Source organism: Kribbella sp. NPDC051718, from assembly GCF_040681515.1.
GTDB lineage: Bacteria > Actinomycetota > Actinomycetes > Propionibacteriales > Kribbellaceae > Kribbella.
Genome location: NZ_JBFAYZ010000005.1, coordinates 525,094 through 549,450, shown reverse-complemented (window position 1 = coordinate 549,450; position 24,357 = coordinate 525,094). Strand labels below are relative to the sequence as shown.

Here is a 24,357-nt window from a genome sequence, read left to right as displayed (position 1 = left end):
GTCGTGGAGCGCTCGGTAGTCGTCGTCGGTGGTGGGATCAGCGGGCTGGCAGCGGCTCATGCTTTGGCCAGCGGGCCCAACCCGCCTCGAATCACCGTCCTCGAGTCCTCGCCGCGGTTGGGCGGGAAGCTGGCGGGTGCTGAGCTGGAAGGCATCCCGGTGGATCTCGGTGCGGAGTCCGTACTCGCGCGCCGCCCCGAAGCCGTCGATCTGATCCAGGCCGTCGGGCTGGGCGACGACCTGGTGCATCCGGCAACGACCTCGGCCGGGCTCTGGATCGGCGACCGCATCCGCGCCATCCCGCCGACGGTGATGGGTGTGCCGACCAACTCGAAGTCGACGATCGATGTCCTGGGCGAGGAGGCAGCCGAGGCTGTCGCGCACGAGCCCGAGCTGGCAGCGCCCGCGTTGACCGAGGACGTCGCGATCGGCCGGTTCGTCGCGGAGCGGATGGGTGCCGCCGTCTCCGACCGGCTCGTCGACCCGCTGCTGGGTGGCGTCTACGCCGGCCGCGCCGAGGAGATCTCGCTGGCGGCCGCAGTACCGGAGCTCTACGCCAAGCTGAAGACGGCTCCGAGCTTGCTGGCGGCAACCGCCGAGCTGCGCGAGATCGGTCAGCGTCGCAACACGTCCGGCGCGCCGGTCTTCGCCGGGATCAAGGGCGGCGTCAACCGTCTGATCACCGCCCTGGAGACCGACCTGCTAGCCCGTGGCGTCCAGATCCAACGCAGTGCGACCGTACGCCGGATCCGCCGGACAGCCACCGGCTACGAGCTCGAGACCGGCCCAGTGCCCGCCCCGACCTTCCTCCAGGCCGACGCGATCGTCATAGCCGTCCCTGCAGCTCCAGCGGCGCGCATGCTCACCGATGTCGTCCCGCAAGCAGCTACCGAGCTAGCAGCCATCCAGTACGCGAGCATGGCGATCGTCACCCTCGCCGTACGCAAGGCGGACTGGCCGACGGCCGCCACCGGCTCCGGCTTCCTGGTGCCGTCCGTGGAGGGCCGCACGATCAAGGCGTCGACCTACTCGCACGCCAAGTGGCAGTGGTCCGCCGACGCCGGGGGAGACCTCGCAGTACTCCGCTGCTCGGTCGGGCGGCTCGGCGAGGAGTACGTGCTGCAGCGGTCGGATGAGGAGCTCGCTGCCCTGGCGGCGGCGGATCTACGAGCCGCTGTGGGCCTACAGACGCCAGTTGTCGGGTCGATGGTGACCAGGTGGGGCGGCGGCCTTCCGCAGTACGCCGTGGGCCACCTGGACCGCGTCGACCGGGTTGAGGCGGCCGTTGCCGGTCAACCTGGGTTGGCTGTGTGCGGAGCGGCGTACCGGGGTGTCGGGATCGCTGCCTGCGTGGCTAGTGCTGGTAGGGCGGCAAGTCAGGTGCAAGCTCACCTGCAGGCCTCGACGCCTGCAGGTCGGTGATCAGCCGGATCACCCGGACGGCGTAGACCGCGGAGACGATCGACAGCACAGCCGTCACGGTCGAGGTCACTGCGCCCCAGACGAAGTCGTTGGCGGTCGGATCTTCGTCCGGGCCGACCGGGAACATGTCGATGACGGTGGTGGCGACCCAGGTGCCCCACCAGATGCTGAGGAGATTCCTCTCTGCCTGCGGCTGCTCGGGGACGCCCGGCTCGACCTGGGGCCTGCTACCGGCGACGACGTCGCTGACGACCTGCAGCGGGTACCAGAGGAAGATGAAGGGGACGATCCAGCCGGCGATCACCCAGCCCCGATCATGACGGTGCGGAAACAACGGGTTGATCGCCTCCGCCTCGGTGCGGGCCCGCCACAGCCAGACGACGAAGACGACGGCCGCCGTCAGGGCGGGGACGAAGAAGATCAGGTCGACCGTGTCGACCGTCGCCGGATCCCAGCTCGCGAGATCGTCGCGGTACACCGTGTAGTCGCGCCACGCCACGACCGCGACGATCACGTAGGCGAGGGCCGTGATCCAGACCAGGATCGAGGTGGCTCTGGGTAGACCGCGCATGCTGATTCCCCCTGATGGTGACTGTTGTCACGAAGAGTAGGGCCAACCCGGGGCACGCATGGGCAGATCCATTGGCGACAATGGCTGGGTGACCGAGACGAAGCCGAAGGCGCGCGAGCTGAACAATGTCATCCGCTACACCATGTGGTCGGTGTTCAAGGTGGAGACACCGCTCGGTGAGGCGGACCGCGAGGAGCTCGTGGTCGAGCTCAACGAGTTGCTCGGCAAGCTCGGCGCCGACCAGGACGTGGTGATCCGCGGCTGGTACGACGTGGAGGGTTTCCGCGCCGACGCCGACTTCATGGTCTGGTGGCATGCGCCGACCTCCGACGCGCTGCAGGACGCGTACCACGCGCTGCGTCGCTCCCGGCTCGGCCGGCACCTCGCGCCGATCTGGTCGCAGTTCGCGCTGCACCGGCCGGCGGAGTTCAACAAGAGCCACATCCCGGCGTTCCTGGCCGACGAGGAGGCGCGGGCGTACGTCTGCGTCTACCCGTTCGTGCGGTCCTACGAGTGGTACCTGCTGCCGGACGAGGAGCGCCGGTTCATGCTTGCCGAGCACGGCAAGATGGCCCGCGGCTACCCCGACGTACGGGCGAACACGGTCGCGTCGTTCGCGCTCGGCGACTACGAGTGGATGCTCGCCTTCGAGGCCGACGAGCTGCACCGGATGGTCGACCTGATGCGTGACCTCCGCGCGTCGACGGCCCGGCGGCACGTGCGCGAGGAGGTCCCCTTCTACACCGGCAAGCGGGCCGAGCTGAGTGATCTGATCGCGAACCTGGCCTGACGATGGAGCGCAAAGCCTTCCCGGTCCTGTACGTCACCGACGTCCGCCGGTCGCTGGAGTTCTACGCCCTGCTCGGCTACGAGTCCCGGTACCAGTTCCCCCTGGAAGGTGACCCGCACTACGTCGGCCTGGAACGCGGCGACTCCTCCCTGGGCATCGCCGACTCCAACTGGCCCGAAGCCCAACTCGGCATCACCGTCGGCACGGCCCCCCGCTTCGAACTCTTCGTCTACGTCGACGACGTCGAAGCCACCGTGGAGACCTTCCGAGCGGCCGGCCACCCCGTCCTCCAGCAGCCGGCCACCATGCCCTGGGGAGAACGCCAGGCCTACGTCTCCGACCCAGACAACAACCCAGTAGCCCTGGCCACCCCGATCTGAGCTACTCCGCCGGGGTCAGGGAGAGGCTGACGGAGTTGATGCAGTAGCGGAGGTCGGTAGGGGTGCCGTAGCCCTCGCCTTCGAAGACGTGGCCCAGGTGGGAGCCGCAGTTGGCGCAGCGGACCTCGACGCGCTTCATGCCGAGGTCGTGGTCCTCGATGTACTCGACCCGGTCCTCGGCGAGCGGGGCGAAGAAGGACGGCCAGCCGCAGTGCGAGTCGAACTTGGTCTCGCTGCGGAACAGTTCGGCGTCACAGGCACGGCACTTGTAGACGCCGATGGTCTTGGTGTCGGTGTACTCGCCGGTGAACGGGCGCTCGGTACCGGCCTTGCGGAGGACCTGGAACTCCGCCGGGGACAGCTTCGCGCGCCACTCCTCGTCGGACTTCTGTACTGCGTACTGCCTGGTGCTCTCTGTCATGTCCCCATTATCGGCGGCCGGTCAACCGAAACCCCGGCCGGACCGGCTACGTAAGCGTCCCGCAATCGCCGGGTCCTGCCCGCCCCAGTGGGACAGGACCCGACGATCACTGGCTCAGTTGACGCTGACCGCGGTCCAGGCGGTCGCCACGGCGGCCCGCTCGGGGCTGGCGGCGCCGTACAGGTCGGTGGCCGCGTTGAGCGTCGCGACCCGCGCCTGGGCGTACGTCGTACCGGTGGTGAAGTACGTCGTCAGCGCGCGGTACCAGATCTTGGCGGCCTTGGCCTCCGTGATCCCGTTGAAGGTCGACCCGGTGCAGCTGCTGCCGTTGTGCGGCAGACCACCGATGGTCTTGGGGCCGGTGCCCTCGGACAGCAGGTAGAAGAAGTGGTTGGCGACGCCCGACGAGTAGTGCACGTCGAGGTTGCCGACCCCGGACGACCAGCAGTCGGCCGAGTTGCCGTCCTTGCTCGGCTTGTCCATGAACCGCAGGGCCGGCCGGTCCTTCATGATCTCTTCGCCGATGTAGTAGTCACCCGGGTCGTTGGTGTTGTTCGAGTAGAACTCCACCGCGGTCCCGAAGATGTCGCTCGTCGCCTCGTTCAGGCCGCCGGACTCACCGGAGTAGGTCAGGTTGGCGGTCGCCGAGGTGACGCCGTGGGACATCTCGTGGCCGGCCACGTCGATCGAGACGAGCGGACCCGCCACGACGTTGTCGCCGTCGCCGTACGTCATCTTCTTGCCGTCCCAGAAGGCGTTCACGTAGTTCGTGCCGTAGTGGACGCGGCTCGGGACGCCCTTGCCGTCGTTGAAGATGCCGTTCCGGCCGTGGATGTTCTTGTAGTAGTCGAACGTGGTCGCCGCGCCGTAGTGCGCGTCCACCGCGGCCGAGGCCCGGTCCGTGTTCAGGCCGGTACCCCAGTGGTTGTCCGCGTCGAGGAACTTGACCGCGACCGGGCAGCCCAGGCCGAACAGCTGGCACAGGATCGAGTCGGTCTTGTTCTGCGCGTCGAGGGTGGTTCCGCCGCCGCGCACCGTGTCGGTCAGGTTGAACCCGCCGCTGACGGCCGTGGTGTCGATCGGCACGGTTCCGGAGTACAGGCTCTTGCCGTCGCCGGTGACCGTCTCGATGTGCTGTTCGCTGACGAGCTTGGCGCCGGTCAGGGCGTCGATCGTCGTGGTGACGTTGCTCGGGGTGCCGTCGGCCTGGGTGCCGCCGCTGGTGACCAGGTAGGCCAGCCGTGGGGCACCCTTGCGGGCCTCGATGACCAGGGACGGCTTGCCCTCGGCCTTGAGACCGCCGGTGACTCCCTTGGCGAGGGCGGTGGCGACGCTGACCTTGGGCGTCCGGCTGACGTTCGCCGACTGCGCGAGGGTCTGGCTGACGCCCTTGAGGGCGCCGTCCTTGGCCTGGTGCAGGACGACGTCGCCACCGAGGACCGGAAGACCACCGATCGTCCGGTCCATCCGGACATGGCTGCTGCCGTCGGCGTCCACGATGACGTCCTTCACGAGGAAGGCGTCGGCGCCGGTGGCTCTGAGCGTGCCGAGATTCTCTGAGATCGCAGCCTTGGCCCGGGCGACCGCTGCGGCGGGGGTGGTGCCCGGGTCTGCCTTCGGTGCGCCGGTCGCCGGGGTGGCGCCGAGTCCCAGGGCGGTTGCGGTCGCCACTGCGGTGGCAGCGGCGAGCAGGGCGGATTTCTTCATCCTCGTGCTCCTTCAAGAGTGTCCCGGGGGCCTCACGCCCCAGGAACGAGGTGCGGGTACGTTACCGCTCGGTCACCTAGGGTGGCCAGGGGTTGAGAAAACTTCCCTTTTCCGTGGGGGTGACGGCATTTAGTCCCCGCCGACCGGTAGCGTCCGGACCATGGCGGCGACCAAGGCAATCGAGCTGGAGATCGCGGGGCGGACCGTCCGGGTGAGCAATCCGGACAAGCCGTACTTCGCGGACCGTGGACTGACCAAGCTGGACATCGTGAACTACTTCGTCGCGGTCGGCGACGGCATCCTGGGCGCGCTCCGGGACCGGCCGACCACCCTGGAGCGCTGGCCCGGCGGCTGGTTCGAGGGCGCGAAGCTGTCCACCCGGATGGACAACAAGGGCGACGCGTTCTACCAGAAGCGGGTCGCCAAGGGCGCGCCCGAGTGGGTCGAGACGGCGACGATCAAGTTCCCCAGCGGCCGGCCCGCGGACGAGGTCTGCCCGACCGAGCTGGCCGTGGTCGCCTGGGCGGTCAACCTCGGCACCCTGACCTTCCACCCCTGGCCGGTCCGCCGTCCTGAGCTCGACTCCCCGGACCAGCTCCGGATCGACCTCGATCCTCAGCCGGGTACGGACTTCAAGAGCGCCGCCGTGGTCGCGCCGGTACTACGTGAGCTGCTGGCCGAGCACGGCCTGGAGGGGTACCCGAAGACCTCGGGCGGTCGCGGCCTGCACGTCTACGTCCCGATCGAACCGCGCTGGGACTTCATCCAGGCCCGCCGGGCCGTCATCGCGGTCGGCCGCGAGCTGTCCCGCCGGATGCCCGACCAGGTCACGGTGAACTGGTGGAAGGAGGAGCGCGGCGAACGCGTCTTCATCGACTACAACCAGATGGCCCGCGACCGCACGATCGCGTCCGCGTACTCCGTCCGCCCCAACGCCCGGGCCCGCGTCTCGGCGCCGCTGCGCTGGGAGGAGGTGTCGGAGGTGGTGCCGGACGACTTCGACGTACTGACGATGCCGGCCCGCTTCGCCGAGGTCGGCGATCTGCACGCCGCCGTCGGCGAGAAGGCGTTTTCCCTGGAGTCGCTGCTGGAGCTGTCCGCCAAGCACGAACGCGACTTCGGCGAAGGCGACATGCCCTACCCGCCCGAGTATCCGAAGATGCCGGGCGAGCCCAAGCGGGTGCAGCCGTCGAAAGACCGTGACCGCCCGAAGGACGCCGAGGAGTAGACGTCCGGCTCGCCGGCGCCCGCCTCGGTCAGATGGCGCGGAGGGCGCCGCCGTCGATCGGGATGATGGCGCCGGTCAGGTAGGACGCGGCGGGGGAGAGGACGAACGCGGCGACCCGGCCGAACTCGTCCGGGTCGCCGTAGCGGCGCAGCGGGATCGCCTTCTCCGCGGCGCGCCGGGCGGCCAGGGGATCAGCGGCCTTGCCGTCCAGCTCCTTCAGCCGGTCGGTGGCGATCCGGCCGGGCATCAACCCGTTCACCCGGACCCCGTTCGGCCCGAGCTCGTCGGCGAGCGTCTTGGCGACCATCGCGAGCCCCGGACGCAGTCCGTTGGAGATCGCCAGTCCCGCGATCGGCGATTTCACCGATGAGGAGAGCACGAAGGCGATCGAAGTACCGTCCGTGCCCGCCCGGGCAACCGAGCGAGCGATCCGGAGACCGCCCAGGAAGACGCTGTCGAAGGCTGCTCGCCAGTCGTCCTCCTCGGTGTCCATCGCCGAACCGGGCCGGGGCCCGCCGACGCTGATCAGGGCGCCGTGCAGGGCGCCCCATTTGGCGACAGCGGTCGCGGCCAGCCGCTCGGCGCTCTCCGGGTCGGCGTTGTCGACCGGGATGCCGACCACGTTCTCGCCGAGCTCGGCCGCCGCACGGGAGATCGACTCCTCGTTGCGGCTGGAGATGACCAGCCGGGCGCCTTCCGCGGCGAGGGCTTTCGCGGTGGCGAAGCCCAGTCCACCGCTGGCGCCGGTGACGATGTAGATGCGATCTTCGAGTCCTAGGTCCACGGCTCCATCCTGCCTGACGCCGCCTGATCTCGCCGCCGAGCGCGCCGCCACGGGTGGCAACGATCTCACCCAATGGACTGCCGTCTCACCACAAAGTCGTTGCCACCAGCGTCGGAACCGCGATCACCGTGTGCACAGGGACCGACACGCCGGTGGTAGCCAGAGGCAACAGCAAGGAAGGAATGAAAAAGCGGTGGGGAGGGAGGTACTACGAACCGCCCGGACCCGGCCGCGTCCCGGCGGCCGTCGTTGCAGAGGGCAACGACTCGTCCGGCGCCCCGGACTCACTGTCTGTACCGGCGTTGTCACCCGTCACGTCGCGCCGGGAGAAGTAGACCAGTCCGCCGATCGCCAGCAGGGCGAAGAAGAACCACTGCAACGCGTAGAAGAAGTGCGGTCCGTCGTCGATCTCCGGGCCGGGGAATCCGCCAAAAGCCGGGTCGGCGGCCGGGACCTGCTGCTCCACCGTGAGGTACCCGTCGTACAGGGTCAGGCCGAGGACTGGGGCGAAGTCGGGTCCGTTGATCAGCCGGGCGGTCCCGTTGTCCGGCGTACCGCCACTGGTGTGCCCACCGCGTTCACTGCGCCGGAGCCGGCCGGTGACGGTCACCTCGCCGGAGGGCGCGGCCGGGATGCTGCTGGGCGCCAGCTCACCGCCCTGCTTGGGCAGGAACCCGCGGTCGACCAGTACGGCGCTCCCGTCGCTCAGCAGCAACGGCGTGACGATCTCGAACCCGGGCCGGTCGTTGATGTTCCGGTAGCGCATCACGACCTGTTTGCTTGCGTCGTACCGGCCGGTGACGACCGCTGTCCGCCAGTCGTGCTGCTCGCCGATCACCCGCTGCGGCCCGACGATCTCGGCCAGCGGCGCCGCCGGAGCGGCCAGATTGGTCCGGGTGACCTCGTTGCGCGCCTTCCGGGCGTCCAGCCGGTGCAGTTGCCATCGGCCGAGCTCCACACACACCCCGGACAGGAGGAGGATCACCAGCGCAGTGGCGATCCACCGGACATTCATCAGACGACGCACATCTCGAACTTAAGCCATCAACCGAAACGCCCGGCCGTCGGCTGCTGGCTGCGACGTAAGCTGGCCCGGATGACAGCGCCCAGCACGACCCAGACAGGCCTGGCCGATAGCTACGGCCGGGTCGCTACCGACCTGCGCGTGTCCCTCACGGACCGCTGCAATCTGCGCTGTACCTACTGCATGCCCGAGGAGGGGCTGGACTGGCTCGCCAAGCCGGAGCTGCTGACCGACGACGAGATCGTCCGGCTGATCGAGATCGCGGTCACCCGTCTCGGCGTCGACGAGATCCGCTTCACCGGCGGCGAACCGCTCCTCCGCCGCGGCGTGGTCGACATCGTCACCCGTACTGCGAAGCTCCTGCCGCGCCCCCAGATCTCGATCACCACGAACGGCATCGGCCTGGCCCGCCAGGCGAAGGCGCTGCGCGAGGCCGGACTGGACCGGGTGAATGTGAGCCTCGACACGGTCAGGCCGGACACCTTCCAGGAGATGACCCGGCGCGATCGCCTGAAGGACGTACTGGCAGGCCTCGCGGCGGCTCAGGAGGCCGGTCTGACGCCGGTGAAGGTCAACGCGGTCCTCATGCGCGGCGTGAACGACGACCAGGCGCCGGAGTTGCTGCAGTTCTGCCTCGACCACGGCTACGAACTGCGGTTCATCGAGCAGATGCCGCTGGACGCCCAGCACGGCTGGAGCCGCGACCAGATGGTCACCGCGGACGAGATCCTCGGACTGCTCGGCGAGCGGTTCACCCTGTCGCCGACCGACGCCGCGACGCGTGGCAGCGCGCCGGCCGAGTCCTTCGAGGTCGGCGGCTACGACACAACTGTCGGCATCATCGCGAGCGTGACGCGGCCGTTCTGCGGTGACTGCGACCGGGTCCGGCTGACCGCCGACGGCCAGGTGCGCGACTGTCTGTTCGCGAGGACCGAGTCCGACCTCCGGACGGCGTTGCGCGACGGCGCCGACGACGAGGACCTGGCCGGCCGCTGGCGCCGGGCGATGCGCGGCAAACTGCCCGGCCACGGCATCAACGACCCGAGCTTTCTGCAGCCGGTCCGGCCGATGTCCGCGATCGGCGGCTGACCTTTCTGAACCGGAAATTTACTTTTTCCGGTGTAACGCACTCCGGCGCCTTGGTTACGGCGCCGGGAAAGCCTCGACCTCGCGCAGGAAAGAACGCGCGCCGAGGAAGTCGGACAGGCTCTGCTTGTGCTCGTCACAGGCCAGCCAGGTCTTGCGCCGGTCGGGGGTGTGGATCTTCGGGTTGTTCCACAACAACGCCCAGGTGGCGGGGTGGCCGCATCCCCTTGCAGAGCAGGTGGACGGCAGGGCTTCTTCGGTCACAGCGAGGTCTCCCAGGGGTGTTTCAGGTCAGTACAGGCAATTGTTCCTGACCACTCAATAATCAATAGCCTGGGCAAAATGAAGCGACGTCGGACAGCCACGGGGGGAGCCGTCCGACGCCGCATCAAGACCCTGAATTCCAACCGTGAACTTCAGAGCACGCAGATTCTGACACGGATCCGTCATGAGAATCCAGTCCCGACGCAGATCACTTTTCGGTGTCGTGATCCGGACCCAGTTGAGGCCGGGCCGGCGGCACGTAGACCTCGGCTCCGGAGACCTCTTTCGTCCGCCGCGCATTGGCCAGCACGACGGCCACCGACGGCAGGAAGACGGCCCCGACGAGCAGGATCCAGCGCCACGGCGAGGGGGTGATCACGGCGGCGACGAAACACACCACCCGCAGCGACATCATCCAGGCGTACCGGAAGATGCGGCTCTCCAGATCCTCGGACCGGCCGGGCTGTGCGCTCGTCACCGAGATCACCGTCGCGTCGGCCCGCTCACGGCCCCGCTTACTGCGCAATGACATCTATTCTCCTCACCAACACCCAACGGTACGCCGGTGCAGAAGTTCCGGCGCACCCAGGCGAAGGGGAACAGTCATGACCGACCGCACCTACCGTGTGACCGAGCTCGTCGGCACCTCCAAGGAAGGCGTCGACGCGGCGATCACGAACGCGATCACCCGGGCCGGCGAGACGCTGCGGCACCTGGACTGGTTCGAGGTGACCCAGATCCGCGGCCACATCGTCGACAACGCGATCGACCACTACCAGGTCGGGCTGAAGGTCGGCTTCCGGCTCGAGGACAGCTGAGTACTGCGCGGGTGGGAGGGGTACTGCGAACCGCCGGGGCCGCCCGGTTCGCAGTACCGGTGGGGGCGGGAGATACCGTTCGTCCGGCAGCGCCGTACAGCGGCTGAATCACTTCTGTGAGGAGATGGAACGTGGCGAGATCGGTACTGGTCACCGGGGGCAACCGGGGCATCGGCCTGGCCATCGCTACCGCCTTCAAGGAGGCGGGCGACCAGGTCGCCATCACCTACAACAGCACCGAACCGCCGGAGGGTTTCCTCGCCGTCAAGTGTGACGTGACCGACACCGCGCAGGTGGAGGCCGCGTTCGACACCATCGCGGCGGAGCACGGCCCGGTCGAGGTGCTGGTCGCCAACGCCGGCATCACCCGCGACACGTTGCTGCTGCGGATGTCCGACGACGACTGGGACGCCGTCATCCAGACGAACCTGACCGGCTCGTTCAAGGTCGCCAAGCGCGCCGCCAAGGGCATGCTGCGGCTGCGCCGGGGCCGGATCGTCTTCATCTCGTCGGTGGTCGGCATGCTCGGCTCGCCCGGCCAGGTGAACTACGCCGCCAGCAAGTCCGGCCTGATCGGGATGGCCCGCTCGATGGCCCGCGAGCTCGGGAGCCGCGGCATCACCACCAACGTGGTCGCGCCCGGTTTCGTCGAGACCGACATGACCGCTGTACTGCCGGAAGAGACCCAGCAGCAGTACCTGAGCCAGATCCCGCTCGGCCGGTTCGGCCTGACCGAGGAGATCGCCAACGCGGTGCGCTGGCTCTCGTCGGACGAGGCCGGGTACATCACCGGCGCGGTGATCCCGGTCGACGGCGGCATCGGCATGGGCAACTAACCACTTCTTCTTCATCAGAAAGGGCATGCCGGTGGGCATCCTCGACGGCAAGCGGATCCTGGTCGCGGGCGTGACGCTCGACTCCTCGATCGGCTTCGCGACCGCCAAGGTGGCGCAGGAACAAGGCGCCACGGTGCTGATCTCGAACTTCGGCCGGGCGCTGAACATCACCAAGCGGATCGCCGGGCGGCTGCCCGTCACGCCGCCGGTGATCGAGCTGGACGTCACCGACGAAGAGCACCTCGCCGCGCTGCCGGACGCGGTCCGCGAGCATGTCGACGGCCTGGACGGCGTCGTGCACTCCATTGCCTACGGCAACCCGGAGACGATCCTCGGCGGCAAGTTCCTCGAGGGCCCGTGGGACGACGTGTCGCGGGCGGTGCACGTCTCGGCGTACAGCCTGAAGTCGCTGGCGGTGACGTGTGCGCCGCTGATGAGCCGGGGCAGCAGCATCGTCGGGCTGACCTTCGACGCTTCGGTCGCCTGGCCGGGCTACGACTGGATGGGTGTCGCGAAAGCGGCGCTGGAGTCGACGTCGCGCTACCTCGCTCGCGACCTCGGTGCGCAGGGCATCCGCTGCAACCTGGTCTCCGCCGGCCCGCTGAAGACCCTGGCCGCGAAGGCGATCCCGGGCTTCGAGAAGTTCGAGGGTCCGTGGCTGGAGCAGGCCCCGCTGGGCTGGGATCCGTCCGACCTCGAACCGACCGGCAAGACGATCGTCGCGCTGCTCAGTGACTTCTTCCCCTCCACCACCGGCGAGATCATCCACGTCGACGGCGGCTTTCACGCGATGGGTGCCTAGCTGTGTCCACCTCTTTGGTAGAGCTCCGCGTTCTGGACGGGGCCAACCTGTACTTCAGCCGGGCGGCGATCAAGCTCACGCTCGACCTGACGACCCTGATCGACGCGCCGGCTCCGGCCGCGAAGGCGTACGCGCAAGCGCTCGGGCTCGGCGCGACCCGGCCCGGGCGGATCGGGTCCGGGTTCCGGCAGCGGTTCGCGGTGCGGGTGGTCGGGCACATCGTCCGGCGGATCGCGCGCGAGGCGGGGATCGGGCGGATCGGCGTACGGGTCAGGTCCGAGACCGATGTGCATCGGCTCGTGGTGGCGTTTCCGTGGGCGCATGAGGGTCGTGCCCGGGCGCTCGGTCAGGCGATCGTCGAGGTCGTCGATGCCTTCGGCACCGAGGAGCTGCCCGAGCTGGTCGCGACGGTCGGCGACCGGGTCCGCAACGAACCGGCCGGCGACGCGCCGCCGACGCTGCGGCCGAAGATCCCCGTCGTGGCGGTCACCGGCACGAACGGCAAGACGACCACCTCGCGGATGATCGCGCACATCGGTCGCGCGGCCGGGCTGCACGTCGGCTGGTCGAGCACCGACGGCGTGTACTTCGACGGTGAACTGGTCAAGTACGGCGACTTCTCCGGTCCGAGCGGTGCCGGTCAGGTGCTCTCGCAGCCGGGCGTCCAGCTGGCTGTCACCGAGACCGCGCGCGGCGGCATCCTGCGACGCGGGGTCGGCGTGGCGTACAACGACGTCTCCGTCGTCACCAACGTCACCGCTGACCACCTCGGCCTGGGCGGCATCGACACCGTCGACCAGCTCGCCGAGGTGAAGGCAGTGATCACCAAGATCACCCGGCCACGTGGTTGGTGCGTCGTCAACGGCGACGACCCGAGGACGTTCGCGATGCGGCTCGACTCACCGGCCAAGTGCTGGGTGTTCTCGCGCGATCCCGACTCGCCGTCGATCCGCAGTGTGCTCGACGAGGGCGGCCGGGCGACCACCGTGCTCGATGGCTTCATCACCGTGCTCGACCAGTCCAGCGATGCCGAACCGCTGCTGAAGGTCGTCGACGTCCCGATGACGCTGTCCGGGCTCTCGCACTACAACGTCGAGAACGCACTGGCCGCGGCCTCCGCAGCACTCGGTCTGGGATTGCCCCGGGCCGCGGTGATCGAGGGCCTGAGCACCTTCTCGCCGGCCGAGAACAACCCGGGCCGGATGAACATGTACTCCGTCCGCGACTTCACCGTCGTGATCGACCTCGCCCACAACGAGGCCGGCCTCGAAGCGCTGCTTGAGATCATGAACGGCGTCCGTCAGCCGGGTGGGCGACTGCTGCTCGCACTCGGCTCGCCGGGCGACCGGGCCGACGACATGGTCAGCGCGATGGGTGCGATCGGCGCCCGCGGCGCGGACCGGGTGGTGATCGGGCACAAGGGCGACTACCTGCGTGGCCGGCCGCCGGCGGAGCTGGAGGCGGTCTTCCGCGAAGGCACCAGCTCGGTCGGTGTCGACGACGTACCGTCCTTCCCGACCGAGCTCGAAGCGGCCCAGGCCCTCGTCCGCGAAGCACAGGCGGGTGACGTGGTCGCCGTGATGTCTCTGCAGGATCGGGCGAGTCTTGACGCCTGGTTGCGGTCCGAGGGAGCTACCGTCGATAACCCGGAGACCTTGAAGGCGAAGGTCGAACGAGCACAGCACTGATCCCCGGGATTCCACCGCCCGGGGCGGATCGGGGTTTCTCCATGCGCTACTTGTGGTCGATACCGGCGGCGGTGGTCGCCTGGTTCGTAGCCGGCTTCGCACCGACGTACCTGAAGGGCCTGCCGGCCGGCTCGACCACGTTCGTCGATCCCCGGGTGGATCTGCTCGTCCTGGGCGGAATCACCGGGGGAGTGCTGGTCGGGCTGATCGTCGGGCGGGTGCGGATCGCTGCGCCGTTGGTCCTGGTCGTTGCCGGGGGCGCCTGGTGGTTGAGTGGATACGACCTGTCGGACAAGGGTTCGCTGGCCCTGTTGCTGGTGGCAAGTGTCGTCGGTGCGGGATTGGGTGCCTTGGGCATCCGAAGTACGGTGCTGGCGGCGTTTGCGCTTTCGGTGCCGGTCGCCTGGTATGCGTTGCGCCCGGCCGATGAGCTGCAGGACTGGCGCTGGCTGTGGCAGCTCAACGGACTGTTGGTCGCGATGGGTCTGACGATCGTCTTGTACGTCGCCTGCTGGCGGCGTGGTTGGCGGTCGGCGTACTACTGGCTGCCGCTGGGCGCGTTCTACCTGGCGTCGTTCGCGATCGTCGAGGGGCTCCAGGCGGTGGCAGCGGCCAAGGGGAAGTCGACGGACGAGATCGCCAACGCCGGTACCGACGCGTTCTTCGACGCCTTCGAGCCGGTACTGCGGGAGTACTGGCCCTGGCTCACGCTGGCCGTGCTGCTAGCGATCCCGATGGTCGCCCTCAAGGTCCGGGCGCTGCCACCGCCGCCGCCTCCGCCCGTGGTGGACGACGGCCGGAGCAACGACGCGGTGCTGTCCGACGACCTGGACTGGATCGACCGCGAGGAGCCGAAGCGCCGGCTGCTCCCGGCACGCCGGTGAAAACCGCTTTAGTGAATCCTCAACTATAGGCTCTTCAGGGTCAGGGAAACCGCCTTCCCAACCCTGGAGGATCCTTCGTGAAACTTCGTCTCGCTCTCGGAGCCACCGCTGCCGCCGCCGTTGTCGCGGTCGGCGTCGTGCCGGCTTCGGCGTACCAGGACCAGTCGACGTCGACCGCCTGCGCGCCAGGCATCGCGTGCTTCTACGAAACCACCAGCTTCACCGGCAACACCGTCCAGTACGCGAACCCGGGCAGCTCCTGCACCGTGCTGCCGTTCGTCCCCGGTGCGCTCTTCAACTGGAGCACCAAGGACATCTACCTCTACCGCACCGCTGACTGCAGCGGCGTGGCCTCCCTCGAGCCAGCGAACAACTTCCACAGCTACCCGAGCACCAAGTTCCTGAGCTTCCGCGCCGTCTGACCTCGCCGGCATGCACCACCCTCCAGGTGGTGCATGCCGGTTGATAACTTCTGCCGCCCCCGGCGCATCTAAGAAGTGTCCAAGGGGGCATCGTGAATTCCATTCACAGCAAGGCACTGCCGGACCACCTCACTGTTCGCTCGCCCGAGCCGGGCGACGCCGAGACGATCTTCGACCTCGTCTCCGCGTACAACACCGCGGCGATCGGCGTCGCCGACTGCACGCTCGATGATGTCGCCGACTGCCTCGTGGAGCCCGGCTTCGATTGCGGTACCGACGGGTGGCTCGTGCTTGCGGGCGATGGTCAGCCTGCCGGATACGCGACGGCTTTCGGACTGGGAGACCGGGAGGTGGTTCAGGTGGAGGTCACCTCGCCGGACCCCGCGGTCGCTCAGTGGTTGTTCGGGGAAGCCATGGGCCGTGCGCGCGAGATGGGCCGCGAGCGGGGACATTCCGAGATCACCGTCGATTCCTGCATCTACCACGCCGACGAACCGCTCCAGGCGCTGCTGCACGGACACGACTTCACCCTCGGTACGACGTACTACCGGATGCGGATCGATCATGCCGGGGTCGTAGCCACCCCGGAGGTCCCAGCCGGCATCGTGGTGCGGCGTGGTGCCTTCGACGACGCCTCTCGGTTGGCGGCTCATCAGGCGATGATCGAGAGCTTCACTGGCCAGTTCGGCTACGTCGAGCGTCCGCACGACGAGTGGGTCGAGGCGCTCGACGCGAGCTCGACCTTCGACTGGTCCCAGCTGACCGTGCTCGAGGCGGACGGGCGAGTGGTCGCGGTCCGGAGCTGCGGCGACAACTTCGTCGAGGCCGAGAACTGTGGCTGCATCAATATGCTCTGCGTCGCCGAGGACTTCCGTGGTCGTGGCCTCGCGAAGTTTCTGCTGCGCGACAGCTTCGCCCTCGACGCCGCCGCCGGACGGTCCGGCAGCATCCTCAACGTCGACACCAACAACCCGACCCCGGCCCTCGGTCTCTATCAGTCGGTCGGCATGAAGACCGTCCTGGTCCTCGACGGATTGCGCCGGGTGGTCCGTACCGGCTAGCCGAGCAGCCCTTGGCCGAGCCAGCCGCCTTCGTGGAAGCCTGGTGGGATGGCGAAGGCGGCTGAGCCGATGGTGGTGGTCCACTCGTTGAGGGCGTCCGCGGCGTCGAGGCGGGTCAGCAGTGGGATGAACTGGCTGACGAGGTCGGCCTGGTAGCTGAGGAAGATGAGGCCGGTCTCGCGGGTGGCGCCGGTGTCCTGGACGTAGTTGAGGCCTTTGCGGAAGATGCGGCGGCCGTCGTTCTCGGAGTGGTGGGAGAGCCGGGCGTGCGCGTTCTTGGCGATCACCAGGCGGTTGTCGGCGTCGCGGGCTTCGAGGTCGAGCTCGTCGTGTTCGGCCGTACCGGTCTGTGGTGCGCCGTTCGAGAGTTTGCGGCCGACGGCTCGTTCCTGTTCGGAGCGGGTGAGTTCGTCCCAGGTGTCGAGATTCAGCTTGATCCGGCGGACGACGAGGGTCGTACCACCATCTTCGTTCCAGACGGTGCTGTCGAAGTCCGGCGTGCCGGGCGCTGGGTTGCCGGTGCCGTCGACCTGGTTGAAGAGGTTGCGGCCGGTGACCGGTTGGCCGTCGGGGCCGGTGCTGTTCCAGAAGCCGGTCTGTCGCCACAGCGGCTTGGCGAAGGGTGCTGCGTCCGCGACCAGCCGGCCGACGGCATGCACGACCGACACCGCGTCGTCCGCACCCACCAGCACGAGCAGATCCCCGCCCGTCCACGCGGCCTGCAGCCGATCATGCGACATCACCGGTACGTCGATGAACCCGCGCGGCGTGCGATCGGCCAGCCCGGTCAAGGTGAAGACCCTGGGACCGAAGCCGACCGTCGCGGTGAGGGCAACGCCGGGGATGGCCAGCTCGGGTGCGGTGTCTCCGGGAGCCGGTCGCCCGGCGGTCAGCGCGACGATGTCGCTGGTCCAGAGTCGCATCAACCGGCCGAGCCCGGCCTTGTCGGTGCCGCCGAGCAGCCTGAACGCGACCAGTTCCGCATGGCGAGGCGAGGTCGCCGCGATGGCTGGCTGGTGATCGCCGTACGGAACGACGGTGCCGCCGCGGGCGGAGTCACGTGCAGCCGGCGGCTCGCCGGAGGATGCGTTGCCCAGGGCAACTGCGCCACCGGTGACGGCGGCGCCTGCGGCGGCGGCTCCGGCGTAGCCGAAGAGCTGCCGCCGGGACGGGCGTCCGGTCAAGGTGTCGTGCTGGGCGTCGTCGACGGGTGGTAGTGCTCTTCCTCCTCGGTGAACGCCTTCACCGGCACGGTCAGGTCGTGCGTGGTGCCGTCGGAGAACTTCAAGGTGATCGGTACTTCGTTGCCCGGCTTCAGCGCCTGCTTGAGCCCCATCAGCATCACGTGGTCACCACTCGGCGCGAGGTGCGCATGCGACCCGGCGGGCACCTTGATGCCACCGGCCTTCTCCTGCATCACCATCTTGCCGTCCTTCATCGCCATCTCGTGGACCTGCACCAGGCCGGCGACCGGAGAGGTTGCCGAGGTCAACGAGACGTCGGTCGTGCCCGGGTTGGTCAGCGACATGAACGCCGCCGTCATCGTGGTGTCCTTCGACCCGACCGTCGCCCGCACCCACGCGTCCTCGACCAGTACGCCGGGAGTCGTCACCGCCGCCTTCGTCACCGGAGCATCCGAGGACCCACAAGAGGACAGCAGAAAGGGGATGGCGACGGCCAGACCGGCCATCAGCAGCTTCGTCTTCACGGACAGGCCAACGATGCTTCCGGCAACCGAGTTCCCAGCAGAGCGGGGACACACCGTGTGTCCCCGCTCACGATCTGGTTACTCCGTTGACTGCTCAGCTTCCGACTCGTCCGGCTTCACGAAGTCGGGGTCGCCGCCCTCGTCGCCGGAGCGGGCACCGGCCTGCGCGAGGTGGGACACCGACTCGAGGTGCGACAGCACCTGCTGGTGCTGGTCGACGCAGAGCACGACCAGGTCTCCACGGTTCGACCGGGACAGCGCGTGCTGTACCGCGGTGAGCTCCTCGAGCACCGTCTCGACCTGACGGCAGCGGGCACCGTTCTCCATCGCCCGTCGCACGCCCTCGGTGACCAGCTCGGCCGTACTGCCGGCCTCGCGACCACGCAGCCGGACGTCCTCACGGACGATCACCACGTCGAAGTGCTGGGCGGCGACCTCACCCAGTTCACGCATGTCGTCGTCGCGCCGGTCACCCGCAGTCGCGATCACGCCGATCCGCGACGGCCGGCCCAGTTCGGACGAGGCGTTCAGGCTCTCGCCGAGCTTGTCGACGAAGTCGCCGAGCATCCGCATCGCGGGCGCGTTGTGGCAGTAGTCGACGATCACGGTCCGCCCGTCGACGTCGATCTCGTTCAACCGGCCGGGCGACAGGTAGTACGAGGTGTTGAACGTGCGCAGGCCCTGCCGGATGTCGTGCAGCGGCGCGCCCGCGGCGAAGGCGGCGGCCGCGGCGGCCATCGCGTTCTGCACGTTCATCATCGCCCGGCCGCCGAAGGTTGCCGGCAGCAAGTGGGTCCAGGCCAGCTGCATCGAGCGCCGGCCGTGCTTCATGATGATCATGTCGCCGAGGTCGGACCGCTCGAGCACGACCGCGCGGCCACCGCGCCGGCAGTGGCCCTCGATGTACTCGCGCACCTCGCTGCCCGACTCCGCGATGCTGAACCAGACGACCTCGCCCGAGCACTTCCGCCGCATCTTGCGGACCAGCGGGTCGTCGGCGTTCAGTACTGCGAACCCGTTGCGCGGCACCGCCTCGACCAGCACGGCCTTCACGTCGGCCAGCTGCTCCAGCGTGTCTACCCCGCGCATCCCGAGGTGGTCCGGCTGGATGTTGAGCACCACGGCGACGTCGTTGCGCTGGTAGCCCAGACCCTCGCGCAGGATCCCGCCCCGAGCCACCTCGAAGACGGCGAAGTCGACGCGCGGGTTCTGCAGCACCATCCGGGCCGACTTCGGCCCGGACGCGTCGGACCGGATCACCAGCCGCTCGTCGATCACGATGCCGTCGGTCGACGTCATGCCGACCTTGCGGCCCATCCCCTTGAAGACGTGGCTGATCATCCGCGAGGTGGTGGTCTTGCCGTTCGTACCGGTCACCGCGACGATCGGGATCCGGCTGGTCGCGCCCGGCGGGAACAGCATGTCGACGACCGGCTTCGCGATGTACTGCGGATCGCCGATCGTCGGGTTGGTGTGCATCCGGAACCCGGGTGCCGCGTTCACCTCGCAGATCGCGCCGCCGGTCTCGCGGACCGGCTGGGTGATGTCCGGGCAGATGAAGTCGATGCCGGCGATGTCGAGCCCGATCATCCGGGCCGCCTCCTCGGCGATCTCGACGTTCTCCGGGTGCGCCTCGAAGGTACGGTCGATCGAGATCCCGCCGGTCGACATGTTGCCGGTGAGCGTCAGCTTCACCATCGTCTCTTCGGGCGGTACGTCGTCCATCTCGAAGCCCTGCGACTTCACCAGCTCGCGGGCGGCGGTGTTCACCGTGATCCGGGTCAGGATCTTCTCGTGGCCGACGCCGCGACGCGGGTCGGCGTTGGTGATCTCGACCAGCTCGGTGACCGTGTGCACGCCGTCACCGACGACATGCGCCGGTACCCGTTCGGCGATGGCCTCCATCCGCCCGTTGATGATCAGGCAGCGGTAGTCCTTGCCGGTGACGAAGCTCTCGACGATGACCGAGCCGCGCCGGGACTGCTCGGCAGCGATCGGGAAGGCCTCCCGGACGGCGTCCGCGTCCTGCAGGTTCAGGCAGACGCCACGGCCGTGGTTGCCGTCGAGCGGCTTGCACACGACGGGGTAGCCGATCTTGTTCGCTGCTGAGACGGCGTCGTCCACGTCACGGACCGAGACAGAGCGCGGTACCGGCAGGCCGGCCGAGGCGAGCAGCTTGGTGGTGAGGTCCTTGTCGCTGGCGACGTCGACCGCGATCGAACCGGTCTCGGACGTCATGGTGGCCCGGATGCGCTTCGCGTGCACGCCCTGACCGAGCTGCACCAGGCTGAACTTGTTCAGCCGGATCCACGGGATGTCGCGGGACACCGCCTCGTCCACGATCGCCTGCGTCGACGGACCGAACGCGCTGCGCTCGGCCTGCCGGATGAACTTCTCCAGCTCGGTGGTGAAGTCGAAGTCCTCGGTCGGCTGGACCAGGTAGTTGACGAACCGGACGGCCAGTTCACCCGCTGCCAGTCCGACGCCCTCGTCGGCGTACGAGTAGATGATGTTGTACCGGCCGGGCACGCCCTTGACCTGGCGGGTCTTGCCGCGCCGCATGTCGTGGCCGGCCTCCTGCTGCAGTTGCAGCGAGACGTGTTCGGCGATGTGGCCGAGCCAGGTGCCCTCGTGCAGCCGCTCGATGAATCCGCCGCGGCGGCCGCGCGAGCAGTGGTGCTGGTCCAGGCGGGGCAGGTACTCGAGCAGGCGCTCGGTGAAGCCGTCGATCGTGTTCGACGGGAAGTTCTCCAGCGAGCCCAGGTCGACGACGAGATGGATCGCCGGGTCGTAGCTCCAGATGTTCGGGCCGCGGTAGACGCGCGTCTCGATGATCTTCAGGTCCGGGCTCGGCGTCCCTTGGGTCTGGTCGGGGGCGGTTTCGGTCATGCTGTCCCACTGTCTGGTCGCGGGTCGGTGTCTGGTCGGCTGAGTTCGGCGCCCGCGCTCAGAGGCTCGGTCGCCTCCGGTCTGGACTGGGCCGCCGCCGACGACCTGGACTTCTTCGACGCCGCTGCCTTCTGGGAGACGGCTGTCTTCTTGGCGGGGTCGGTCGCCTTGGCGGTACGCCGGCCGGCCCGGCGCTTGCGCTCGGCGTAGTACGCCGGGGAGACGCCCTCGGCGGCGATCTCCTTGGCCAGCTTGCGCAGATCGGCCTCGGCGGCCTCGATCGACGCGATCTCCTCGGCCGGCGGCTGCGGGCCGAAGGACAGCAGCACGCGGGCCTTCAGATCGAAGGTCGAGGTCGCGGGCAGGACGTGCAGGACGACACCCGACGCGAGGATCGCCTCGGACCGGCTCGCGTAGTGCGCGTTGGAGGTGATCCGGCTGCCGTCGAAGATCGTCACGGCACCCCGCCCGACGACCTCCAGGTGAGAGCCCCGTACTACGGCCGCCGTGTCCTCGTCGACCCCGATGCCGAGCAGCCCGGGGGATTGCGCGACGAGCGAGAGGAGGCGGCCGTACCGGTTCCGTTGGGCGAAGTGCTGGTCGACGATGGCGCCCTGGACGAGCCCCAGCCCGCCGGCCAGCTGGCTCATCCGCTGCCTCGGCGTGGCGCCTGAGCGGCCGAAGGCGATCATGTGCTCGGCGAGGATGCTGGCGCCGGCCGACGTACCGCCGACGGCGGCTCCTCGGGCGTGCGCCTCGGTGACGGCGCGGCCGAACGCTGTCCCGGTGACGACACCGCTCAGCTTGAGCTGGTTGCCGCCGGTCATGAAGATGCCGGTGGCCTGGTTGAGCGGCTCGATGAAGGCGGGGTCGTCGGCGTCCTCGCGGTTCTCCGGCCGGACGCCGACCACGCTGGCCGCACCGAGCGCGGCGAACAGGGCGGAGTACACGTCGATCACATCCGGGCCGAGCGCGGAGGCGGTCGGGACGACCACGATCCGCGCCTTCGGCCCACCGGCCGCCTCGACGAACTCCTGCAGGACGAGCCGTTTCTTCAGCTTGTCCTCGGCCCCACCGATGGCGAACAAGGCCCCCGGCCCGCTCGTCGTCACCCCACCCTGCTGTTCAGACATAGCCGAAGAATAAGCGCTGAACCCCTCTCCGCCCGCTTCGGTCGCCAAAGTACGGCGCTGGCGCCGGGGTGGGACGGGCCCGGCACCAGCTGGCTTCTACTGCTGGATGGGGTTGCCGTCGGTGCCGCAGGTGTAGCCGGCTTTGATGCAGTTGGTGATGCGGCGTTGGAGTTCGGCTGGATCCCAGGCGTTCAGGAAGTCGCCGTGGAAGGTGTAGCCGGGGGCCGTTGTGACGAGTTGGCCGTTGCGGGTTCCGGCCAGGGTCAGGCCTCCGCCGTTGACCGGGTAGGTGATCAGGAAATCCAGGCGGGGGACCACGACCGGGTGGGTGGCCGGGCAGGTGGGGCCGGTGGGGAAGGCCATGTGGTCCTTGTGGTTGGGGGAGTCGAGGCGGACGCCGTCCCAGCAGGTCGGGAAGTCGAGGTAGTTCTCCAGCTTCGAACCCGGTGGGCAGCTCAGGAAGTCCCGGCTCGACTGGCTTTGGCCAACGCAGGACCAGCGGTCGGGCGCGACCGGCACGCCGTTCTGATACAGAGTGGGAGTCCAATACGCCGATTTGTCGGCCACCGGATTGCAATTCGTACCGCCCAGCCGCAGCGACTGCAGCGTCGAGTCGGCATTCGTCGACGTGTTCCCGAAGAACTCGTGGATATGCGACGCGCCCGTCTGACCAGGAAACACAATCGGGTCGTTCCCGGCCCGATGACTGCTCCTGCACTCAGCCCGGAACTCCGACCCCGGCACCGGAGCCAGCTGCAACTTCCGCATCGCAGCCGCCTCCGCGGCGGTCGGAGCCTCGCCATGATGCATCTTCGAGTGATCCACCGGCTGCGGCGTCGCCTGCGCCTGCTGATGAACCAGTACCGCGGCAGCTGCCGCGATCAGCACAACCCCTGCGGTGAGAACCTTCGTCGCGCGCATCTCAGTGCCCGAAGGTGAACCAGTTGACGTTGACGAAGTCGGCCGGCTGGCCGCTCGTGAAGGTCAGATAGACGTTGTGTACGCCGGTGACCGCGCTGATGTTGGCCGGCACACTCCGCCAGCTCTGCCAGCCACCCGTATTGGCCACCGCGAAGCTTCCGATCGGCGCGTTGCTCCTATTGTCGAGGCGAACCTCCACGAGACCGCTCACTCCACCGGCAGCCCCCGATGCCACCCGACCGACGAATTGATGAGCCGCGGAGCTCCCGAAGTCGACGTTGGGGTAGAGCGCCCAGTCGCCGTTCCCGAGCTGCATCAGGTTCTGCCCGCCGCCGGAGTCGCTGGTCGTCTCGACGCCGACACCGCCTTGCTGGCTGAACGATTCGGCCTGGATGTTGCTGTACGCGCTACCGCCACCGCCAGGCGGGGTGGTCGGCGGCGTGGTCGGGGGAGTCGTCGGATCCCCACCGCCACCACGGGTGGACACGGCGACGTAGTCGATCACCATCGGCCGATCGGGGACGGTCTCGGCGCGAGGCGTCGGCGCGGCGAGAGCATCCGGGAACGCCCCGCCGATGGCGACATTGAGCAGGAGGAAGTACCCGGCATGCGATGTCATCGCGTTCCAGGTGTCGGCCGGCAGCTGCCCTTGGCTGACGGAGTGGAACTGCTGCCCATCGACGTACCAGCGGAACTGGTTCGGCGAGATGCTGGTGTCCCACTCGAACCGGTACGTGTGGAAGCCGGCCTGGCAGGTGCTACCCGGGCAGGCGCGGTTGCTCGCGATGCCGGTCGTCTCGTTGCACGGACCGCCCGGGTTCACGCCGCAGTGCAGCACGCCCCAGACCGAGTTGAGCCCGTTGACGTTCTCCATGATGTCGAACTCGCCGATACCCGGCCAGTTCCAGTAGTTGCCCCGGTACGGCGAACCGAGCGCCCAGAACGCGGGCCAGTAGCCGAGAGCCGCGTTGCCGGTGACGTTGGGCATCTGGATCCGCGCCTCCATCGCGACCACACCACCTGACGGCGGCTTGAAGTTGCTGCGCTGAGTCTCGATCCGGGCCGACGTCCAGTTGCCGGCACCATCGCGTCGAGGCGTGATCCGGAGGTTGCCGGCGCCGTCGAGGGCGAGGTTGTTCGTACTGTTCGTGTAGTTCTGGATCTCCCCGGTACCCCAGTTGCCCGGGCCGCCCGGATAGGCGTGACCGGTGTCGATGATCCAGTTGGCGCCGGACGGCAAAGTGTCGCTGTTGCCGTTGAAGTCGTCACTCCACACCGTCGTCCACCCCGCGGGCGGCGGCGGAACACTGGCCTGCGCCGCGACCGTCAACGCGGTCACGACCAGAACGGGAGCAATTAGTGCACTGAGGATGGTTCGGCGGCGGGAACGCATGAAATGACCTCCACGGTCAGGCGCCGTCACCAGATCGACGCCGGGGCGGGTGCGTTACGCCCATGAGAGCGCTCTCATTGCCCGGTGTCAACGCCTTGTCACCCGATTGCCACGAGGGAGCGTTC

At 68.5% G+C, this 24,357-nt stretch carries 25 protein-coding genes; 12 read left to right on the top strand and 13 right to left on the bottom strand.

The features are described 5' to 3' along the window. Window positions 1-3 precede the first annotated feature (3 nt). Window positions 4-1,422 (top strand): protoporphyrinogen oxidase, encoded by a 1,419-nt coding sequence (hemG, locus tag AB0M15_RS21960; protein ID WP_363821868.1) that lies wholly within the window; start codon window positions 4-6, stop codon window positions 1,420-1,422. On the opposite strand, the gene AB0M15_RS21955 is transcribed toward hemG, so the two are convergent. Continuing rightward, window positions 1,355-1,993, bottom strand: a complete 639-nt coding sequence (locus tag AB0M15_RS21955) for a DUF4328 domain-containing protein (RefSeq protein WP_363821865.1) — start codon at window positions 1,991-1,993, stop codon at window positions 1,355-1,357. The genes hemG and AB0M15_RS21955 overlap by 68 nt on opposite strands. Before the next feature lie 88 nt (window positions 1,994-2,081). Here AB0M15_RS21955 and hemQ point away from each other — a divergent pair, with 88 nt between their 5' ends. After that, window positions 2,082-2,783, top strand: a complete 702-nt coding sequence (gene hemQ, locus AB0M15_RS21950; protein WP_363821862.1) for a hydrogen peroxide-dependent heme synthase — start codon at window positions 2,082-2,084, stop codon at window positions 2,781-2,783. Between the two features lie 2 nt (window positions 2,784-2,785). Then, complete coding sequence (locus AB0M15_RS21945; protein ID WP_363821859.1) at window positions 2,786-3,163, top strand: VOC family protein; 378 nt, start codon at window positions 2,786-2,788, stop codon at window positions 3,161-3,163. Between the two features lies 1 nt (window position 3,164). On the opposite strand, the gene msrB is transcribed toward AB0M15_RS21945, so the two are convergent. After that, window positions 3,165-3,584: a peptide-methionine (R)-S-oxide reductase MsrB gene (gene msrB / locus AB0M15_RS21940; protein ID WP_343978476.1), complete on the bottom strand. Its 420-nt coding sequence runs from the start codon at window positions 3,582-3,584 to the stop codon at window positions 3,165-3,167. A 114-nt stretch (window positions 3,585-3,698) separates the two neighbouring features. Continuing rightward, window positions 3,699-5,291 (bottom strand): M4 family metallopeptidase, encoded by a 1,593-nt coding sequence (locus tag AB0M15_RS21935; protein ID WP_363821856.1) that lies wholly within the window; start codon window positions 5,289-5,291, stop codon window positions 3,699-3,701. Between the two features lie 160 nt (window positions 5,292-5,451). Here AB0M15_RS21935 and AB0M15_RS21930 point away from each other — a divergent pair, with 160 nt between their 5' ends. After that, window positions 5,452-6,519 (top strand): DNA polymerase domain-containing protein, encoded by a 1,068-nt coding sequence (locus AB0M15_RS21930; protein WP_363821852.1) that lies wholly within the window; start codon window positions 5,452-5,454, stop codon window positions 6,517-6,519. 28 nt (window positions 6,520-6,547) lie between these two features. Here AB0M15_RS21930 and AB0M15_RS21925 read toward each other — a convergent pair whose 3' ends face one another. Together AB0M15_RS21925 and AB0M15_RS21920 are read right to left on the bottom strand one after the other, a co-directional pair. After that, window positions 6,548-7,303 carry an SDR family oxidoreductase gene (locus tag AB0M15_RS21925; protein WP_363821849.1) on the bottom strand — a complete coding sequence of 252 codons (756 nt, stop codon included), beginning with the start codon at window positions 7,301-7,303 and terminating at the stop codon, window positions 6,548-6,550. A gap of 208 nt (window positions 7,304-7,511) precedes the next feature. Continuing rightward, on the bottom strand, window positions 7,512-8,318 hold the full coding sequence (locus tag AB0M15_RS21920) for an SURF1 family protein (protein ID WP_363821846.1): 807 nt from the start codon (window positions 8,316-8,318) through the stop codon (window positions 7,512-7,514). 81 nt (window positions 8,319-8,399) lie between these two features. Here AB0M15_RS21920 and moaA point away from each other — a divergent pair, with 81 nt between their 5' ends. Then, window positions 8,400-9,416, top strand: coding sequence for a GTP 3',8-cyclase MoaA (gene moaA / locus AB0M15_RS21915; RefSeq protein ID WP_363821843.1), 1,017 nt, complete (start codon window positions 8,400-8,402; stop codon window positions 9,414-9,416). A 54-nt stretch (window positions 9,417-9,470) separates the two neighbouring features. Here moaA and AB0M15_RS21910 read toward each other — a convergent pair whose 3' ends face one another. Next, on the bottom strand, window positions 9,471-9,677 hold the full coding sequence (locus AB0M15_RS21910; protein WP_363821840.1) for a hypothetical protein: 207 nt from the start codon (window positions 9,675-9,677) through the stop codon (window positions 9,471-9,473). A 208-nt stretch (window positions 9,678-9,885) separates the two neighbouring features. Next, window positions 9,886-10,209: a DUF3099 domain-containing protein gene (locus tag AB0M15_RS21905; RefSeq protein WP_363821837.1), complete on the bottom strand. Its 324-nt coding sequence runs from the start codon at window positions 10,207-10,209 to the stop codon at window positions 9,886-9,888. Between the two features lie 73 nt (window positions 10,210-10,282). Between AB0M15_RS21905 and AB0M15_RS21900 the strand changes: the two genes are divergently transcribed. The 7 genes from AB0M15_RS21900 to AB0M15_RS21870 all read left to right on the top strand — a co-directional run bounded on the left by AB0M15_RS21900 (window position 10,283) and on the right by AB0M15_RS21870 (window position 16,188). Next, window positions 10,283-10,495, top strand: a complete 213-nt coding sequence (locus AB0M15_RS21900; protein ID WP_343978498.1) for a dodecin — start codon at window positions 10,283-10,285, stop codon at window positions 10,493-10,495. Window positions 10,496-10,626: 131 nt separating this feature from the next. Continuing rightward, window positions 10,627-11,331 (top strand): 3-oxoacyl-[acyl-carrier-protein] reductase, encoded by a 705-nt coding sequence (fabG, locus tag AB0M15_RS21895; protein ID WP_363821833.1) that lies wholly within the window; start codon window positions 10,627-10,629, stop codon window positions 11,329-11,331. A 25-nt stretch (window positions 11,332-11,356) separates the two neighbouring features. Beyond that, complete coding sequence (fabI, locus tag AB0M15_RS21890; RefSeq protein ID WP_363821830.1) at window positions 11,357-12,133, top strand: enoyl-ACP reductase FabI; 777 nt, start codon at window positions 11,357-11,359, stop codon at window positions 12,131-12,133. Window positions 12,134-12,135: 2 nt separating this feature from the next. Next, window positions 12,136-13,821 carry a Mur ligase family protein gene (locus tag AB0M15_RS21885; RefSeq protein ID WP_363821827.1) on the top strand — a complete coding sequence of 562 codons (1,686 nt, stop codon included), beginning with the start codon at window positions 12,136-12,138 and terminating at the stop codon, window positions 13,819-13,821. 41 nt (window positions 13,822-13,862) lie between these two features. Next, window positions 13,863-14,705: a hypothetical protein gene (locus AB0M15_RS21880; RefSeq protein ID WP_363821824.1), complete on the top strand. Its 843-nt coding sequence runs from the start codon at window positions 13,863-13,865 to the stop codon at window positions 14,703-14,705. 77 nt (window positions 14,706-14,782) lie between these two features. Further along, window positions 14,783-15,127, top strand: coding sequence for a hypothetical protein (locus AB0M15_RS21875; protein ID WP_363821821.1), 345 nt, complete (start codon window positions 14,783-14,785; stop codon window positions 15,125-15,127). 92 nt (window positions 15,128-15,219) lie between these two features. Continuing rightward, the gene (locus AB0M15_RS21870) at window positions 15,220-16,188 is read left to right on the top strand and encodes a GNAT family N-acetyltransferase (RefSeq protein ID WP_363821818.1); all 969 of its coding nucleotides are present in this window, start codon (window positions 15,220-15,222) and stop codon (window positions 16,186-16,188) included. Here AB0M15_RS21870 and AB0M15_RS21865 read toward each other — a convergent pair. The 6 genes from AB0M15_RS21865 to AB0M15_RS21840 all read right to left on the bottom strand — a co-directional run bounded on the left by AB0M15_RS21865 (window position 16,185) and on the right by AB0M15_RS21840 (window position 24,232). Beyond that, window positions 16,185-17,372 (bottom strand): Dyp-type peroxidase, encoded by a 1,188-nt coding sequence (locus tag AB0M15_RS21865; protein ID WP_363821815.1) that lies wholly within the window; start codon window positions 17,370-17,372, stop codon window positions 16,185-16,187. The two genes, AB0M15_RS21870 and AB0M15_RS21865, sit on opposite strands and share 4 nt — an antisense overlap. Further along, window positions 17,369-17,896, bottom strand: coding sequence for a copper chaperone PCu(A)C (locus tag AB0M15_RS21860; RefSeq protein ID WP_363821812.1), 528 nt, complete (start codon window positions 17,894-17,896; stop codon window positions 17,369-17,371). Before AB0M15_RS21860 ends, AB0M15_RS21865 begins: the two co-directional genes overlap by 4 nt. A gap of 78 nt (window positions 17,897-17,974) precedes the next feature. Beyond that, window positions 17,975-20,785, bottom strand: coding sequence for a cyanophycin synthetase (cphA, locus tag AB0M15_RS21855; protein ID WP_363821809.1), 2,811 nt, complete (start codon window positions 20,783-20,785; stop codon window positions 17,975-17,977). Then, window positions 20,782-21,918, bottom strand: a complete 1,137-nt coding sequence (locus tag AB0M15_RS21850) for a cyanophycinase (RefSeq protein ID WP_363821806.1) — start codon at window positions 21,916-21,918, stop codon at window positions 20,782-20,784. Before AB0M15_RS21850 ends, cphA begins: the two co-directional genes overlap by 4 nt. Window positions 21,919-22,014: 96 nt before the next feature. Next, the gene (locus tag AB0M15_RS21845; protein WP_363821802.1) at window positions 22,015-22,839 is read right to left on the bottom strand and encodes a DUF1996 domain-containing protein; all 825 of its coding nucleotides are present in this window, start codon (window positions 22,837-22,839) and stop codon (window positions 22,015-22,017) included. A gap of 1 nt (window position 22,840) precedes the next feature. Next, the gene (locus AB0M15_RS21840) at window positions 22,841-24,232 is read right to left on the bottom strand and encodes a glycoside hydrolase family 16 protein (protein WP_363821799.1); all 1,392 of its coding nucleotides are present in this window, start codon (window positions 24,230-24,232) and stop codon (window positions 22,841-22,843) included. Between the last annotated feature and the right edge of the window lie 125 nt (window positions 24,233-24,357).

Bases quoted from the DNA above. Each gene is read 5' to 3' on its own strand.
- AB0M15_RS21920 (WP_363821846.1), bottom strand. From the start codon at position 8,318: ATGAATGTCCGGTGGATCGCCACTGCGCTGGTGATCCTCCTCCTGTCC.
- AB0M15_RS21955 (WP_363821865.1), bottom strand. From the start codon at position 1,993: ATGCGCGGTCTACCCAGAGCCACCTCGATCCTGGTCTGGATCACGGCC.
- fabI (WP_363821830.1), top strand. From the start codon at position 11,357: ATGCCGGTGGGCATCCTCGACGGCAAGCGGATCCTGGTCGCGGGCGTG.
- AB0M15_RS21905 (WP_363821837.1), bottom strand. From the start codon at position 10,209: ATGTCATTGCGCAGTAAGCGGGGCCGTGAGCGGGCCGACGCGACGGTG.
- AB0M15_RS21935 (WP_363821856.1), bottom strand. From the start codon at position 5,291: ATGAAGAAATCCGCCCTGCTCGCCGCTGCCACCGCAGTGGCGACCGCA.
- AB0M15_RS21900 (WP_343978498.1), top strand. From the start codon at position 10,283: ATGACCGACCGCACCTACCGTGTGACCGAGCTCGTCGGCACCTCCAAG.
- msrB (WP_343978476.1), bottom strand. From the start codon at position 3,584: ATGACAGAGAGCACCAGGCAGTACGCAGTACAGAAGTCCGACGAGGAG.
- AB0M15_RS21840 (WP_363821799.1), bottom strand. From the start codon at position 24,232: ATGCGTTCCCGCCGCCGAACCATCCTCAGTGCACTAATTGCTCCCGTT.
- AB0M15_RS21845 (WP_363821802.1), bottom strand. From the start codon at position 22,839: ATGCGCGCGACGAAGGTTCTCACCGCAGGGGTTGTGCTGATCGCGGCA.
- moaA (WP_363821843.1), top strand. From the start codon at position 8,400: ATGACAGCGCCCAGCACGACCCAGACAGGCCTGGCCGATAGCTACGGC.
- AB0M15_RS21930 (WP_363821852.1), top strand. From the start codon at position 5,452: ATGGCGGCGACCAAGGCAATCGAGCTGGAGATCGCGGGGCGGACCGTC.
- AB0M15_RS21850 (WP_363821806.1), bottom strand. From the start codon at position 21,918: ATGTCTGAACAGCAGGGTGGGGTGACGACGAGCGGGCCGGGGGCCTTG.
- cphA (WP_363821809.1), bottom strand. From the start codon at position 20,785: ATGACCGAAACCGCCCCCGACCAGACCCAAGGGACGCCGAGCCCGGAC.
- AB0M15_RS21945 (WP_363821859.1), top strand. From the start codon at position 2,786: ATGGAGCGCAAAGCCTTCCCGGTCCTGTACGTCACCGACGTCCGCCGG.
- AB0M15_RS21880 (WP_363821824.1), top strand. From the start codon at position 13,863: ATGCGCTACTTGTGGTCGATACCGGCGGCGGTGGTCGCCTGGTTCGTA.